We start from the raw sequence: 14,311 nt of genomic DNA, 5'->3' as shown, positions 1-14,311 counted from the left end.
TGCACTCGATACGGTCCGCCGGACGTGCTCGAACTCGCCGAGATCGAAGAACCGGTACCGCAACCGGACGAGGTGCGCGTCAAGGTGCACGCGACCGCGGTGACCTCGAGCGACTGCCTCGTGCGCGGCTTCCGGCTGCCCCGGTCGAAATGGATCCAGGCGAGACTCGCGCTGGGCCTGACCAAACCCCGGCAACCCGTACTCGGCATGGTGCTGGCCGGTGAGATCGACGCAGTGGGCAGCGCCGTCACCGATTTCCAGGTGGGAGACAGGGTTTACGGCCTCGATCGAGAACGATTCGGCGCCTACGCCGCATACAAGTGCATGCCGCAGGACGGCATCCTCGCCCCCGAACCGGCCAGCCTGGACCATGTCCGAGCGGCGGCCATACCCTACGGCGGTCTGCTGGCAATGCATCTACTTCGCAAGGGCGGCATCGCCTTCCACCACAAGGTACTGGTGTACGGCGCATCCGGAGCCGTCGGGACCGCCACGGTCCAACTGGCCAAACATTTCGGAGCCGAGGTCACCGGCGTCTGCGGGCCGAAGCACCTGGGCCTGGTCGAAGCCCTCGGCGCCGACACCGTGATCGACTACACCGCCGGTGATTTCCTGCCCCGCGGAGTCCAGTACGACATCATCATCATCGCCGTCGGCGATCGAGTCGGACCGCCCTCCCCCGCCCGCTGCCGAGCCGCCCTCGCCCCACACGGCGCCTACGTCGCCATCGACCACGGCACCCCGCAGTTCCACGCCGCGGACCTGATCCTGTTGGGCCAGTTGACAGCCGAGGCCCAACTGCGCCCGATCATCGACCGCCGCTACACCCTGGACCAGATCGTCGAAGCCCACCGCTACGTCGACCTGGGACACGAAGCGGGCACCGTCGTCCTCACGGTGACCGACACCGCGGACTGAACCTCCCGAAAGCTCACAAAGGACCGCCGGTGATCGTCATCGGTGGTCGCCTCCCGCCAGGCAGGTGCGAAGACGCTCGAGTCCGCCCCGGATCCGGGACTTGATCGTCGCGACCGGCTTTCCCAACCGATCGGCCACATCGGGATAGCTGAGTCCGCCGTAATAGGCCAGCGTGATGGTCTCGCGCTGCAATTCGGTGAGCGTTTCCAGGCAGTGCAGGACCGCGCGCCGATCGTGGCGCTCCTCCACGGCCTCGACCACGACATCGCGTTCGCGATCCATATGCGTTCGGCCGTAGACGATATCGCGTCCGGTCGCCGAACAAATGCTCCGCACCCGGTCGACCGACCGCCGATGGGTCAGCATCATCAGCCACCCGATCGGTGTGGACAGGCGCTGGTCGAAACGCTCGGCCACGGACCAGACCTGCAGGTACACCTCCTGGGTCACTTCCTCGGCCGTCTCCGGGCTGTACAGCATGCGCAGCGCCAGACCGAAGACCCGATGGCTGGTCATCCGATAGAACTCGGTGAAGGCGTCGCGGTTCCCACCGGCGATCTCGCCGATCAGGTGAGTCAGGATCCGCCCGTTGTCGGGACTTCGCTCCGTGCGCATCGGACAGGCCCGGACAGCGGTGTCGTCGATTTCGACCGGATAGCCATCGGTTTCGCTCGAGTATCGGGTCGGCCGGAGCATAGGCGGATCGTCCTGGTCCACGAGCGTCCCTCCACAATCGTTTGCCGCCACCGGTATTCGCGATGCGGTCGGCATCGCGAGCCGGAGGGCCTGGTCGGTCTTCCGACGAGGTGGCCGGTCTCGGGTCGGGACTGTGGATTTCCGGCCACCTCGCTCGAACGGGCGTCGAGCACCCTTTGCGCCCGGATCGCTCAGTCGGGCACGACAGGGTTTCGCGCAGGTGCGGGGCAAGGTTTGGTCACTCGGCGGATTTTTCGCTCACCGCACGGTCACCACACGGCTGTGCCAGCCGGTCGACCCGTCGGGGAACGGGGTGGCGCGCTGCGAGGTCTGTGTCGCGCCGGTCGCGTCGGTGGCGCGCACGCGCAGGGTGTGGTTTCCGGGGGCCGCCCGCCAGCGCCAGGTCCACTGTCGCCAAGCGTCGGTGGAGTATTCGGCCGCCAGCTCCGCGGACTGCCACGGTTGATCGTCGACCTGCACCTCGACCGCGGTGACACCGCGGTGCTGGGCCCAGGCGACCCCGGCGACGAGGACCTCGCCCGCCTCGACGGCGGCGAAGGCGGCGGGCACGTCGATGCGTGCGGCGGTCTTGACGGGCGCGCGGTCGGACCAGCCCCGCTCGGTCCAGTAGGCGCGGGCCCGATCGAATCGGGTCACCTCCAGATCGACCACCCATTTGGTGGCGGACACGTACCCGTAGAGGCCGGGCACGACCATCCGGGCCGGATAGCCGTGTGCGAGGGGCAGGGGTTCGCCGTTCATGCCGATGGCCAGCAGTGCGTCGCGGCCGTCGGTGAGCGCGGAAAGCGGTGTGCCCGCGGTGAATCCGTCGATGCTGCGTGAGAGCACCATGTCCGCGTCCGGGTGCGGGCCCGCCTCGGCGAGCAGTTCGGCCAGCGGGTAGCCCAGCCAGCGGGCCGTGCCCGCGAGGTCGCCGCCCACCTCGTTCGAGACGCAGGTCAAGGTGATCACCCGTTCGACGGGCGCGCGGCGCAGCAGGGTGTCGAAGTCCAGGCTCACCGCCCGGTCCACCATGCCGTGGATGCGCAGACGCCATTCGCTGCGGGTCTGCGCGGGCAGTTGCAGGGCGGTGTCGACACGGTAGAACGCGGAATTCGAGGTCAGGAACGGCGTCAGCCCCGGCACCCGAGGTTCGACCTGCGGTGATACCGGCGGGGCTGGGCGCTGTGGTCGCGGCAGCACGAAACGCAGCCGGTCGGCCGCCGCGTCACGCAGCCGGGCCGACACGGTGCGCGCGACGACGGTGACCGCCACGGCCGCGGCGCCGACGCTCGCCGCCGAGACCAGGAATCGGCGGCGCGAGACCCCTTCCGCCGGGGTGCGCAGTGTGGGCCTGCCCGCGATCAGCAGACGCAGCACCAGCACGCCCGCGATGCTGCCCGCCACCGTCGGCACGGCGAACCAGCCTGTGGCCGTGGGCCGTTGCAGGGCGGCCGCCATCGTCACACCGCCGAGCGCCAGCAGCAGGGCGCTGCCCAGCGGCCGGCGGCGTTCGAGGATGCCGGCCAGCGCGGCGCCGAGCAGCATCACCGCCGCCATGGACGCGAACAGGGCCTGTTTGTCGTGACTGCCGAAACGGCGAATCGCCGCGTCCTTCAACTGATGTGGGGTGTGGTCGACCATCGTGGCGCCGAGCACGTAGAACGGCGAGGACGCCGGATCCACCAGCACGGCCACCAGGTGCCCGACGGCGAGCACGGTCGCGGCGGCGAGCACGCCCGCCACCGCGGCCGCGGGCCACCGTACCCGTCGAGTGTTCGAATCATGCTCCCGTGCAGGGGTTTCGGCGGTCATGATGTCCTCGATCAGGCCGGCGGCATGAGGACCGTGTCGATCATGTAGACCGTGGCGTTCGCGGTCTGCACGCCACCGCAGATAACCGAGGCCCCGCCGACCTTGATGTCGTCGCCGGTGCGGGTGACGGTCACGTCGGCGCCTTCGACGGTCTTGTGCGTCCCGGCGATCTTGTCGGGCGCGATGCGACCGGGCACCACGTGGTAGGTCAGGATCTTGTTGAGCGTGGCCGAATCGGTCTTCAGCGAATCGACCGTCGCGGCAGGCACTTTGGCGAAGGCCGCGTCGACCGGCGCGAAGACGGTGAACTGCCCGCCGTCGAGGGTGTCGACCAGGTTCACCTGCGGGTTCAGCTTGCCCGAGACCGCCGACACCAGGGTGGTCAGCAGCGGATTGTTCGAGGCGGCCACGGCGACCGGGTCCTGTGCCATGCCGCTGACCGAGCCCGCCCCGGTGGGCACCTGCTGCGCGTAGTCCTTACAGCCGGAACCGACGAGGCCCGCGGACGCGGCGGCCGTGGTGGGCGCCATGGTCATGGTCGAGCTCGACGAGCCCGAATCCGACTTGGAGTCAGTGGAACACGCGCTCACACCTGCCACGGCGGCGGTCAGGGCCACGGCGATCGTCATGGTGCGCCGAATAGTCTTCATGATCATTTTCCTCCGAGTGTGCGGCCACCACGGGCCGTGGGTGATCGAGATGGGAGGTCTCGCCGACCGGCCGGATTTCCGTTCCGGTCGGCGATCCATCCGGGAGCGCGGCGGCTCGCCTCCCGGCAGGCGCACGGTCACGTATCCGATGAGCGCCGCAAGGGTTTCGCGCACCGCCGCCGCGAGGTTTGGTCGCGGGGCGAGAAATTTCGAATCCGAGCCCGGCGCGGAATTCTCGCCGACCGACCAAACCGGTCCGATCGGCATATCGAAGTGCGGGTATGGAGCATCGAGGACGCCGCGATATCGCGGTGATCGGCAGCGGGGTCGCCGGGCTCACCGCCGCCCATGTCTTGGCCCGCACCGACCGGGTGACCCTCTACGAGCGGGACACCCGGCTCGGCGGCCACGCGCACACCCACGAGGTGGAGTTCGCGCCGGGCCGCCGGGTGTGGGTCGACTCCGGGTTCATCGTCCACAACGACCGCACCTATCCGACCCTGGGCCGCCTGTTCGACGAACTGGGTGTGCAGACCCGCGAAACCGATATGTCCATGTCGGTGCGCGCGGACGCCTCCGGCCTGGAATACGCCGGGGCGCTGGGGCTCGCGGGCCTGTTCCCGGCCGCGCGCATGCTCGCCGCCCCTCGATATCTGCGCATGCTCGCCGAGATACCGCGCTTCCATCGGGCCGCGCGAGGGCTGCTGCGCGGGCCCGAGTCCGACGTCACGGTGGCGGAGTTCTTGCGCGAGCACCGCTTCGGCGACTATTTCGCCGAGCACTTCATGACCCCGCTGATCGCGGCGGTGTGGTCGTGCGACCCGGCGATGGCCGCGCATTATCCGGCGCACTATCTGTTCCGCTTCCTCGACCATCACGGGATGCTGACCGTCTACGGCTCCCCCGCCTGGCGCACCGTGGTCGGCGGGTCCGCGCGCTACGTGGAGAAGATCGCGGCGCGCTTGGACGAGATCCGCACGGGCACACCGGTGCTCGCCATCGCCGAACGGCCCGACTGTGTGCTGCTGACCGAACGCGGCGGCGTACGCCGCTTCGACGCCGCCGTCATCGCCACCCATCCGAGGCAAGCGCTGGCCCTGCTGGCCGAACCCAGCGCGGCCGCGCTCGAGGTGCTCGGGGCCATGCCGTATTCGCGCAATCTCGCTCAGTTGCACACCGACGAATCACTGCTGCCCCGCGCCCGGCGTGCGCGGGCGTCATGGAACTACCTGGTCCCGCGGCAGGCCGCGGATGCCCGCGGCGTCGTCGTCACCTACGACCTCACCCGCCTGATGGGCCTCGACCATGTCGCCGACCGCCGGTTCCTGGTCACTCTCGGCGGCGCGCACCTGGTCGATCCGGGGTGCGTGATCGCGGAGATGACCTACGAACATCCGATCTACACTCCCGAATCCGTTGCCGCGCAACGTCGTCTACCCGAACTCGATACCCGGCGGCTGGCCTTCGCCGGGGCCTACCACGGCTGGGGATTCCACGAGGACGGCGCCCGCTCCGGACTGCGGGCCGCCGAGCACCTGGGCGGCCGGTGGATCGCCGCGCCGCACCCCGCACCGCCGCGGATCGGTGTCCGATGACCGCCGCCGTCTCACCGTCGCTGTACTTCACGCGAATACATCACGCGCGCAGCGCACCTGTGCGGCACGCCTTCGAATACCGTTCCTACAGCTGGTTCTTCGACCTGGACAATCCGCCGCGGCTGCCACTTCCGTTGCGGCCCTTCGGATACTTCCGCGCCGAGGACCACCTCGAGGGTCCGCACACCGGGCTGCGGGATCGAGTCGAGGCGTACCTGGCCCGGCACGGCGTCGATGGCGCGGGCCGGCGGATCACCGCGCTGATGAACGCGCGAGCGCTCGGTTATGTCTTCGATCCGCTGACCGTCTTCTGGTGCCGCGACGCCGATCACCGGCTGCGCTGCGTGATCGCCGAGGTGCACAACACCTACGGCGAGCGCCACGCCTACCTGCTGCGCACCGACTCGGCCGGACGCGCCGAGGTCGACAAGCAGTTCTACGTCTCGCCTTTCAACGCCGTCGACGGCCACTACGCACTGCACCTGCCCGAACCCGCGGACACCCTGTCGCTGCGGATCGCGCTGCTGCGCGCGAGGCAGCCGCCCTTCCACGCCGCGGTCACGGGCGAGCGCCTGCCGGTGACACCCTGGACGGTGCTGCGCGCCCAGTCGCGCGCGCCACTGTCGCCGTGGCTGACCGCGGCGCGCATTCGCAGACAGGGAATCACCCTGTGGGCGAGGGGAATTCCCGTCGTCCCCCGGCCGTCCCCCACCCACTCGTACGCAAGGACGAACTCGTGAACAGTCTGTGCCTGGACACCCGCGGCGGCGATCTGCTGCCCTCGGTTCCGCGCGGCCCCCGCGCCCGGCTGCGCGCCCGGGCCGCGGCCGCACTGTTCCGGCGAGCGGTCGCGCGGCTGCCGGTGCGCGTGGAGTTCCCGGACGGCACGATCCTGGGTGCCGGCGCCGATGCGCAGCCGCTGCCGCGCATGATCATCCGCGATCCGGACTCGCTCTTCGCCCGGATCGGCAGCCAGGGCCTGATCGGGTTCGGCGAGTCCTACACCGCCGGCGACTGGACCGCGCCGGATCCCGCCGCCGTCCTGACCGCGTTCGCACGCGAGGTCGACCGCCTGATACCGCCTGCGCTGCAAGGGTTGCGGCGGGTTCTGTTGCCGTCGCCGCCGGAGCGCGACCGCGGCACGGTCGCCGACGCACAGGCCAATATCGCGCACCACTACGACCTGTCCAACGAGATGTTCCTGCTGTTCCTCGACCGGACCATGACCTACTCCTCGGCGCTGTTCACCGATGTCGCCGCCGCGAGCTGGGAGGCGCTGGCCGCCGCCCAGTGCCGCAAGATCGACCGCCTGCTCGACGCCGCCGGGGTCGGCGCGGGCAGCCGGGTGCTCGAAATCGGAACGGGCTGGGGCGAATTGTGTGTGCGCGCGGCCGCACGCGGCGCGGTCGTGCATTCGGTCACCCTCTCGCGCAGGCAACTCGAGCTGGCCCGCCTGCGCGTGGCCGCGGCCGGATACGCCGACGGAGTGCACATCGAACTGCTCGACTACCGCGAGGTGCGCGGCGAATACGACGCCATCGTCTCGGTCGAGATGATCGAGGCCGTCGGCTACCGGCAGTGGCCGACCTACTTCGCCCGCCTCGACGCCCGTCTGGCCCCGGGCGGGCGAATCGCGTTGCAGGCCATCACCATGCCGCACGAGCGCATGCTGGCGACCCGCCACACCCACACCTGGATTCAGAAGTACATCTTCCCCGGCGGATTCCTGCCGTCCACCGAGGCCGTCGAAACCGCCGCCGCACGCACGAGACTGCGTGTGCGCGAACGCTTCTGCTTCGGCCCGCACTATGCCGAGACGCTGCGCCTGTGGCGCGAGCGCTTCGACACCCGCGCGCCCGAGCTCGAGGCGCTCGGATTCGACGGGACCTTCCGGCGGATCTGGCAGTTCTACCTCGCCTACTCCGAGGCCGGATTCCGATCCGGATACCTCGATGTCCAGCAGATCGTTCTCGACCGGCCCGAGGAGCACCCGTGACCGTCGCCGACCTTCTCGAATCCGCGCTGCGTCCCCTGGTACGCGGCCCGCTGCCCGTACGCCTGGACGCCTGGGACGGCAGCAGCGCCGGGCCCGCGCACGCGCCGCGCGTGATCGTGAGCAGCCCGCGCGCGCTACGCCGAATCCTGTGGCACCCGGGCGAACTCGGGGCCGCGCAAGCCTACGTGACCGGCGAGATCGATATCGACGGCGACCTCGGCGACGCGCTCGCCGAGGTGTGGCGCACCGTGCGCGAACGCGCCGTACCACCGGTGCGGGCCCGCGACGTCGCGCGGCTGGCCGTCACCGCGGCACGGCTGGGCGCGCTCGGCGCACCGCCGCCCGCGCCGTCCACCCAGGTACGGCTGCGCGGCCGGCCGCATGCTCTGTCGCGCGACCGGGCCGCGATCAGCCACCACTACGACACCTCCAACGACTTCTACCGGCTGCTGCTCGATCCCGCGATGGCCTACTCCTGCGCCTATTTCACTCGCTCCGTGCCCGGCGCACCGCATGATCCGGACTACGGGCTCGCCGAGGCTCAGCGCGACAAACTCGACCTCGTCTGCCAGAAGCTCGCGCTGTCGCCGGGCATGCGCCTGCTCGATGTCGGCTGTGGCTGGGGTTCGCTGGCGCTGCACGCGGCCGAGCACTACGGCGTGCGGGTCCTCGGCATCACCCTCGCCCGCGCCCAGCGCGATCACATCGAATCCCGGATCGCCGCACGCGGTCTCGGGGATCGGGTGCGCGTGCGGCTGCTGGATTATCGCGAACTCGGCGAGGGCGGCTTCGATGCCGTCGCCTCCGTGGAGATGGGTGAGCATGTGGGAGAACGCAATTACCCCCGCTACGCCGCCACCCTGTTCGACGCCGCGGCTCCGGGGGCGCCGGTGCTGGTCCAGCAGATGTCGCGCCGCGGCCGCCATCCCGGCGGCGGCCCGTTCATCGAATCGTTCATCGCGCCCGATATGACCATGCGGCCGGTGGGCGAGACCATCGGACTGCTCGAGGCGGCCGGACTCGAGATCCGCGACGTCCAGGCCCTGCGCGAACACTACGTGTGGACCGCACGCGCCTGGCTGCGGCGGCTCGAGGACCGCTGGGACGACGCGGTCGCGCTGCTCGGTGTGGAGGGCGCGCGCACCTGGCGGCTGTATCTCGCCGGTGGCGCATTGGCTTTCGAGCAGGGCCGGATGGGCGTCGAGCAGATCCTGGCCCGTCGCCCCGGCACAGCAGGTCCCCTGCACGCCGTGCCCCGGCAGATGGCGGTCACCTCATGAATTGGGCTGTGGAAACGACGATCTGGCTGTGCACGGCGCTGGCGCTGCTCGTGCTGCAAGCCCTCACCTTCGCGGTGGCTCGACGGCTGGGCCGCTACAACGTGGTGGACGTGATCTGGGGTGCGGGGTTCGCGCTGGTCGCGCTGATCGCGGCCGGGCTCGGCGACGGTTCGCTGAATCGACGCATCCTGTTGCTGGTCCTGGTGACGCTGTGGGGCCTGCGCCTGAGCTACTACATGCTGCGGCGCACCGCCGGCCACGGCGAGGACCCCCGCTACGCCGATCTGCTGAGCCGCCACGGCGACTCGCCCGTGTCCGCGTTCACCCGGATCTTCCTGACCCAGGCCGTCGCGCAGTGGGTGATCTCGCTGCCCTTGCAGGTGTCCGCCGCGGCCGGTCCGACCCGCGGGCCGGGCCGGGCCGCCGTCGTGGCGGGCGTACTGCTGTGGGGCGTCGGAGTGTTCTTCGAGGCGCTCGGCGACCGGCAGCTCGCGCGCTTCAAGTCCGATCCGGCCAATCGGGGCCGCATCATGGACCGCGGGCTCTGGTCGTGGACCCGGCATCCGAACTACTTCGGCGATTTCTGCGTGTGGTGGGGTCTGTGGCTCGTCGCGGCCGCCGCCTGGCCCGGCGTGCTGACGGTGTTCGCACCGGTGATCATGTCGTATCTGCTGATCCGCGGCACCGGCGCCCGGCTGCTCGAACACACCATGGCCGATCGGCCCGGCTACCGCGAATACCAGCGCCGCACCGCTCCCTTCTTCCCCCGTCCACCCCGTCGAGCCGGCCATGATCATTGACATCACACACCGACATGGCGAAGTACTCCGCATCGCCCGACCGGCACCACTAGTCTCCCTGACAAGGCGTGGCGTTCCCGGTGAGAGTCGTGCCGGTAGCCCGCTTCCAACAGCGCTGGAACCCTCACCCGGGTACCCCGACGCAGGGAGACACAGCACTATGGCGGAGCAACGCCGCATCATCTCGGTCACGCCCGAGAATGCCGGGGCGCCCGGTGGCGACACGGATGCCTGCCGGGCCGACCGGCCGGTGCCGGATCCGGAGGTCACCCGCCGGCTGACCGAGCTGCTGCGCGGCATCGCCGACAACGACCGCCAGGCGTTCACCGAGTTCTACCACTCGACCCACGACCGGGTGTTCGGCCTGGCGCTGCGCATCCTGCGACGCCCGGCTCCTGCCGAGGAGATCACGCAGGAGGTCTACCTCTACGTGTGGAACACCGCGCGACAGTACGATCCGCGGCTGGCCAGCCCGATCGGCTGGCTGATGATGCTCACCCACCGGCGCGCGGTGGACCGGGTGCGCGTCGAATCCTCGGCCACCACACGCGATCTCGCCTACGGCCAGCGCCAGCTCGGCCGCGATCACGATACCGTCGCCGAGACGGTGAGCCAACGCTCGGACGAGCGCGCGGTCGTCGACTGCCTGCAGACCCTCACCGACACGCAGCGCGAGACGATCGCCCTGGCCTACTACGGGGGCCGGACCTACGCCGAGGTCGCCGACCATCTCGGGATCCCGCTCAACACCGTCAAGACACGAATTCGCGACGGTCTCAAACGACTCCAGAACTGCCTGACAGGAGCGGTGCGCGATGCCTGACATCCACCCTCACGCCGACCTGCTCGAGCAGGCCTACCCCTACGCCCTCGATGCCCTGTCCGATCAGGACCGCCGCGCGGTCGAGGACATGCTCGATCGCGCCGACGAATCCACCGCCGACCTGTTCCGCGCCACCGTGCGCGAGCTCCGCGACACTCTCGCGTCGATGACGGCCGTGGACGCGGTGCCCGCCCCCGCCCGTGTCGAGGAGGCGCTGCAACGCGCCCTCGACCGCGCCGACAACACGGTCTCGCCTCTGCGTCGGGCCCGCCGCGCACGTGGCCTGCGCTGGCTCGCCGCCGCCGCGGCGGCCGCCGTCGTGATCGGGCTCGGCGCGGGAATCGCGGTGTACCGCAGCCAATCCCACCACGCCGATGAACCGACCGCGCAACAGATCCTGACCCACGGCGATGTCCGCGAGCAGAAGGCGCCGGTCACCGGAGGCGGCACCATCACCGTCGACGCCTCGCGCGAGCTGGGCGCGGCGATCGTGTCCTTCGACGCGGTTTCTGCCCCGCCCGCCGGCCACGTATACCAGCTGTGGCTCATTTCCGGCTCGGGTCAGGTGCGTTCGGCGGGTGTCGTCCCGAACCTGCCCACCGTCGCGGCGCCGATACTGATGCGCTTCGACGACGCCGGTCAGCTCGCCATGTCGGTGGAGCCGACCGGCGGCTCCACCGCGCCCACCACGCAACCTGTCGTGGCGGTTCCCCTGGCCTGAGCCGCAGCCCGAAACATGCGGCGCCCCAACCGCGGGGCGATGGATCGATCGTCACTCCGTCCGCAAGACCATCAGCGCCTCGGCGACGCGGTCGGTGTCCGTCGCGGTCCAGCCCTCGGGTGCCGCGACCGCGGCCCAGGCGTAGGGCAGCGCGTCGTCGTAGTTGTGCCCGTGGCCGGGCGGCGGTGACGTGGCGCGCGCGAGATCGGCGGAGACCTGCCAGAACGTGACGATCGGATACCAGCGCATGGCCGGTGTTCGATCTCGTCCCGGTGCTTCGGTCAGCCAGTCCGGTCGGGTGAACAGCAGTCGGGGATTCCACCAGACGACGGGATCGGATGGGTGCTGCAGGTACAGCACGTGGGGGTCGGGCCATACCTCCGCGAGCGTCGAATTCTGCTCCGGCACCGGCAGATCCTGTTTTCCCGAGGCGAATCTGACGGTCAATCCCTCGGCATAGGTGGGCAGGACTTCGGGGGTGCCCGGGTCGCGCCGGTCCTCGACCTGACGCCACAGCCGGTTGGAGTTCGGCGGGCCGACCAGCAAGGCCCCGTCCACGGATCGGCGGAGCTCGGCGAGGCTGCCGAAGGCGCTCTCGGCCGATTGCGAACCGAGGCTCTCACCGAAGACGACCAGGCGCGGGCGATGCCCCTCGGGCAACCGCGCCCAACGCTGTCGAATGCCGTCGATGAGCGCGACTCCGGCGGTGGCCGCGGCGGACCGGTCCACCAGGAACGAGATCCAGCTGGGCAGGAACGAGTACTGCAGCGCGGCGATGGCGGAGTCGCCGTTGTACATAAGCTCCAGGGATTCGGCCGCGACCGGATCGACCCAGCCGGTGCCGGTGGTGGCCGCTATCACGAGAATTCGGCGATCCCAGGCATGGGTGCGATCGAGTTCGTCGATGATCAGCCGCACCCGGGCGGCGGTATCGGGGGCGGACCCCAGCCCCGCGTACACCCGGATCGGTTCATGTGCCGGGGCCCGGTTGAGCTGTGCCAGCCGATCGGATCCGACCCCGCCGGCGACGAAGGTCCGCCCCTGCAGCCCGAGGGTGTCCCACTTCGCCGCCGAGGCCGGACTGCCCGAACGCTCGGCTTTGATCGGCTGCACGACACCATGTTCCGTGCCGCTGTTCTGCCCGCCGAAGACCACCCGTGCGGCATCGGAACTACCGGCCAGCAGTACCTTGTCCACGAAGATCGCCACCGCCGCGGCGACCGCGATCGGCGCGATCACATGCGCGACCGGCATGGGTAGACGCAGCCGGGACGAGAGCAGGCGAGCGACGGCACGAGCCACGCGTCGCAGCCCGCGAGCCACGAACAGCACGATCAGAAATATGGCCAGAATGATCAAACCCGTACGCAGATAAGCGACCCCGGCCGTCGGTGACATCCCCATCAACGCGTCGACGTCCCGTTGCCAGTCCGCGGCCGCCAGCAGTGTGCTGATCACAGTGGATACCGCCAGGATCGCCACGACGATCTCCGATGACAGCTCGAAACGACGGCGCAGGCGCCACCAGGAGAACCGCGGCGCCACCCACCGGCGCACGGGGAACGCGAGCAGCAGCCCCACCCCGTATCCGGTCACGCTGGTGACGCCGCTGACGATGCCCTGAAAGATCCAGTCCCGTGGCAGCAGAGACGGACTCAGGCTCCAGGCGAAGAAGAACAGCGCGAAGACCAGCCCCACGAAATCCAACCCCAGAACCGTGACCGGCCGAGACCGCACGGACACCTCGTCCGGGCGCACGACCGCGACCTCGGAGCCGTCGGCATCCCGCACGGGTTCGACACTGCTGATCACGTGACCGCCCATATCCGCTATCGGAGAATCGTCGCGGTCGAATTCGAACGATGTAGGCAGCGGGTGCCGGTGTAGATGCTCGGCATCGGTCCTCCTGTCCTCGGTCAGGGCGCGAAACCGTCCTCCCCATCCCACCGATCCTCGCCGCGAGCAGCGGTGCACGCGAGATGCGGAAGTACTCGGGGACAGTGACGTTCGCACCCGCCATAGCGACTCTCGTCACCGGCGCCCGAGCACGCTGCCGGGCGCCCGATCCCGGTTCACGAGGACCGCCACGAAGCGATACAGGGCGAGTAGCGAGATGAATCCGAACATGAACAGGATGACGCTGCCGACGGACTTGTTCACGGGGTTGAGATACAGGGCGAAGGCGTAGGAGCCGATGACCACGATCGGGGCGGCGTCGACCCAGCTGAGCGGGGTGGTCTCGGCTCGGGCGAGCGTGCTCTTGCCCAGAGCCGGGATGAGCACGAACGAGACGAGGAGGGTGGTCACGAATCCCCAGACCGTCCAGCCGATCGGCAGGGCGGGGTCACCGAAGAACGAATCCTGGGGCGCCAGGGCCTTGGACTTGCCGACCCATTCGTACACACCGAATTTCGTGCAGAAGCCATTGGTGAGGAAGGCGAGCCAGGCGTGCAGCATGCCGTAGAGCACGCAACGCCAGACGACCTGCCACGGCCGCAATGAGCGTGGGTTCACCACGATCTTCCCGTCGAGCACCACGTTGATGATCACGTAGACCGGCCACAACAACGCGACCATCGCGATGGGAACCAAGATCGGAACGCTGCCGATGTGGGGGCCGAGCATCGAAAGATGGCCGTAGCGAAGGTCTCCCCAGACGAATCCCCCGAACGAGATATTGGCCTGTTCGAAGGACCATTCGATGGCGGTGGCGATCACGAAGTACGCGGCGGCCAGCTTCCCGCCGAGATGTTTGAGCATGTGCCCGATCACGGCCACCACCAGCGCCAGCGACGTGATGGTCTGCGGGATCACCGGCAAGCCCTTGCCGCCGGTCTGTATCCCCGACCAGAGCGTCATCCCGACCCACACCACGCAGGCGATGCCGAGGGCCACATCGACCGGATTCACCCGCCGCACTTCATCTCTCGTGAGGTTGCTGGTACTCATTCGCCACAGTCCTTCCGGTCACGCACGTCTGGCAGGACTAGAAAGTTATTCTAGAACAATTTTCTAGT

Annotated in this window: 13 protein-coding genes; 8 read left to right on the top strand and 5 right to left on the bottom strand. The window is 69.4% G+C overall.

The genetic code is table 11. The features are described from left to right. The first annotated feature begins 24 nt into the window (after positions 1–24). Positions 25–918, top strand: a complete 894-nt coding sequence (locus GPX89_RS09945; protein ID WP_328601672.1) for an NAD(P)-dependent alcohol dehydrogenase — start codon at positions 25–27, stop codon at positions 916–918. A 36-nt stretch (positions 919–954) separates the two neighbouring features. Here the strand turns inward: GPX89_RS09945 and GPX89_RS09940 are convergent, their stop codons facing one another. The 3 genes from GPX89_RS09940 to GPX89_RS09930 form a co-directional block, all read right to left on the bottom strand. After that, the gene (locus tag GPX89_RS09940) at positions 955–1,614 is read right to left on the bottom strand and encodes a sigma-70 family RNA polymerase sigma factor (RefSeq protein ID WP_235947033.1); all 660 of its coding nucleotides are present in this window, start codon (positions 1,612–1,614) and stop codon (positions 955–957) included. A 258-nt stretch (positions 1,615–1,872) separates the two neighbouring features. Further along, on the bottom strand, positions 1,873–3,429 hold the full coding sequence (locus tag GPX89_RS09935) for a molybdopterin-dependent oxidoreductase (RefSeq protein WP_157387244.1): 1,557 nt from the start codon (positions 3,427–3,429) through the stop codon (positions 1,873–1,875). An 11-nt stretch (positions 3,430–3,440) separates the two neighbouring features. After that, positions 3,441–4,079 carry a fasciclin domain-containing protein gene (locus GPX89_RS09930; protein ID WP_198347355.1) on the bottom strand — a complete coding sequence of 213 codons (639 nt, stop codon included), beginning with the start codon at positions 4,077–4,079 and terminating at the stop codon, positions 3,441–3,443. A gap of 281 nt (positions 4,080–4,360) precedes the next feature. Between GPX89_RS09930 and GPX89_RS09925 the strand changes: the two genes are divergently transcribed. The 7 genes from GPX89_RS09925 (at position 4,361) to GPX89_RS09895 (ending at position 11,294) form a co-directional block, all read left to right on the top strand. Continuing rightward, positions 4,361–5,674 carry an NAD(P)/FAD-dependent oxidoreductase gene (locus GPX89_RS09925; RefSeq protein WP_157387242.1) on the top strand — a complete coding sequence of 438 codons (1,314 nt, stop codon included), beginning with the start codon at positions 4,361–4,363 and terminating at the stop codon, positions 5,672–5,674. Beyond that, on the top strand, positions 5,671–6,414 hold the full coding sequence (locus tag GPX89_RS09920) for a DUF1365 domain-containing protein (protein WP_157387241.1): 744 nt from the start codon (positions 5,671–5,673) through the stop codon (positions 6,412–6,414). The genes GPX89_RS09925 and GPX89_RS09920 overlap by 4 nt, the downstream gene beginning before the upstream one ends. Then, complete coding sequence (locus tag GPX89_RS09915; protein WP_407939365.1) at positions 6,411–7,670, top strand: class I SAM-dependent methyltransferase; 1,260 nt, start codon at positions 6,411–6,413, stop codon at positions 7,668–7,670. Before GPX89_RS09920 ends, GPX89_RS09915 begins: the two co-directional genes overlap by 4 nt. Then, positions 7,667–8,950 carry a cyclopropane-fatty-acyl-phospholipid synthase family protein gene (locus GPX89_RS09910; RefSeq protein WP_328601671.1) on the top strand — a complete coding sequence of 428 codons (1,284 nt, stop codon included), beginning with the start codon at positions 7,667–7,669 and terminating at the stop codon, positions 8,948–8,950. Before GPX89_RS09915 ends, GPX89_RS09910 begins: the two co-directional genes overlap by 4 nt. After that, complete coding sequence (locus GPX89_RS09905; RefSeq protein ID WP_157387240.1) at positions 8,947–9,750, top strand: DUF1295 domain-containing protein; 804 nt, start codon at positions 8,947–8,949, stop codon at positions 9,748–9,750. The genes GPX89_RS09910 and GPX89_RS09905 overlap by 4 nt, the downstream gene beginning before the upstream one ends. A 160-nt stretch (positions 9,751–9,910) precedes the next feature. Then, positions 9,911–10,573 (top strand): ECF RNA polymerase sigma factor SigK, encoded by a 663-nt coding sequence (gene sigK, locus GPX89_RS09900; protein WP_157387239.1) that lies wholly within the window; start codon positions 9,911–9,913, stop codon positions 10,571–10,573. After that, on the top strand, positions 10,566–11,294 hold the full coding sequence (locus tag GPX89_RS09895; protein ID WP_157387238.1) for an anti-sigma factor: 729 nt from the start codon (positions 10,566–10,568) through the stop codon (positions 11,292–11,294). The genes sigK and GPX89_RS09895 overlap by 8 nt, the downstream gene beginning before the upstream one ends. A gap of 51 nt (positions 11,295–11,345) precedes the next feature. On the opposite strand, the gene GPX89_RS09890 is transcribed toward GPX89_RS09895, so the two are convergent. Both GPX89_RS09890 and GPX89_RS09885 read right to left on the bottom strand, forming a co-directional pair. Further along, positions 11,346–13,118: an alpha/beta hydrolase gene (locus GPX89_RS09890; RefSeq protein ID WP_157387237.1), complete on the bottom strand. Its 1,773-nt coding sequence runs from the start codon at positions 13,116–13,118 to the stop codon at positions 11,346–11,348. Between the two features lie 207 nt (positions 13,119–13,325). After that, entirely contained in the window at positions 13,326–14,243 is a 918-nt protein-coding gene (locus GPX89_RS09885; protein WP_157387236.1) for a hypothetical protein, read from the bottom strand. Positions 14,244–14,311 lie beyond the last annotated feature (68 nt).

Source organism: Nocardia terrae, from assembly GCF_009760405.1.
Classification (GTDB): Bacteria; Actinomycetota; Actinomycetes; order Mycobacteriales; family Mycobacteriaceae; genus Nocardia; species Nocardia terrae.
Note: the sequence above shows the minus strand (reverse complement) of the source record. Positions and strands in the feature narration are given on the sequence as shown.

Bases quoted from the DNA above. Each gene is read 5' to 3' on its own strand.
- GPX89_RS09920 (WP_157387241.1), top strand. From the start codon at position 5,671: ATGACCGCCGCCGTCTCACCGTCGCTGTACTTCACGCGAATACATCAC.
- GPX89_RS09930 (WP_198347355.1), bottom strand. From the start codon at position 4,079: ATGAAGACTATTCGGCGCACCATGACGATCGCCGTGGCCCTGACCGCC.
- GPX89_RS09890 (WP_157387237.1), bottom strand. From the start codon at position 13,118: ATGGGCGGTCACGTGATCAGCAGTGTCGAACCCGTGCGGGATGCCGAC.
- GPX89_RS09935 (WP_157387244.1), bottom strand. From the start codon at position 3,429: ATGACCGCCGAAACCCCTGCACGGGAGCATGATTCGAACACTCGACGG.
- GPX89_RS09885 (WP_157387236.1), bottom strand. From the start codon at position 14,243: ATGAGTACCAGCAACCTCACGAGAGATGAAGTGCGGCGGGTGAATCCG.
- sigK (WP_157387239.1), top strand. From the start codon at position 9,911: ATGGCGGAGCAACGCCGCATCATCTCGGTCACGCCCGAGAATGCCGGG.
- GPX89_RS09905 (WP_157387240.1), top strand. From the start codon at position 8,947: ATGAATTGGGCTGTGGAAACGACGATCTGGCTGTGCACGGCGCTGGCG.
- GPX89_RS09940 (WP_235947033.1), bottom strand. From the start codon at position 1,614: ATGCTCCGGCCGACCCGATACTCGAGCGAAACCGATGGCTATCCGGTC.
- GPX89_RS09925 (WP_157387242.1), top strand. From the start codon at position 4,361: ATGGAGCATCGAGGACGCCGCGATATCGCGGTGATCGGCAGCGGGGTC.
- GPX89_RS09895 (WP_157387238.1), top strand. From the start codon at position 10,566: ATGCCTGACATCCACCCTCACGCCGACCTGCTCGAGCAGGCCTACCCC.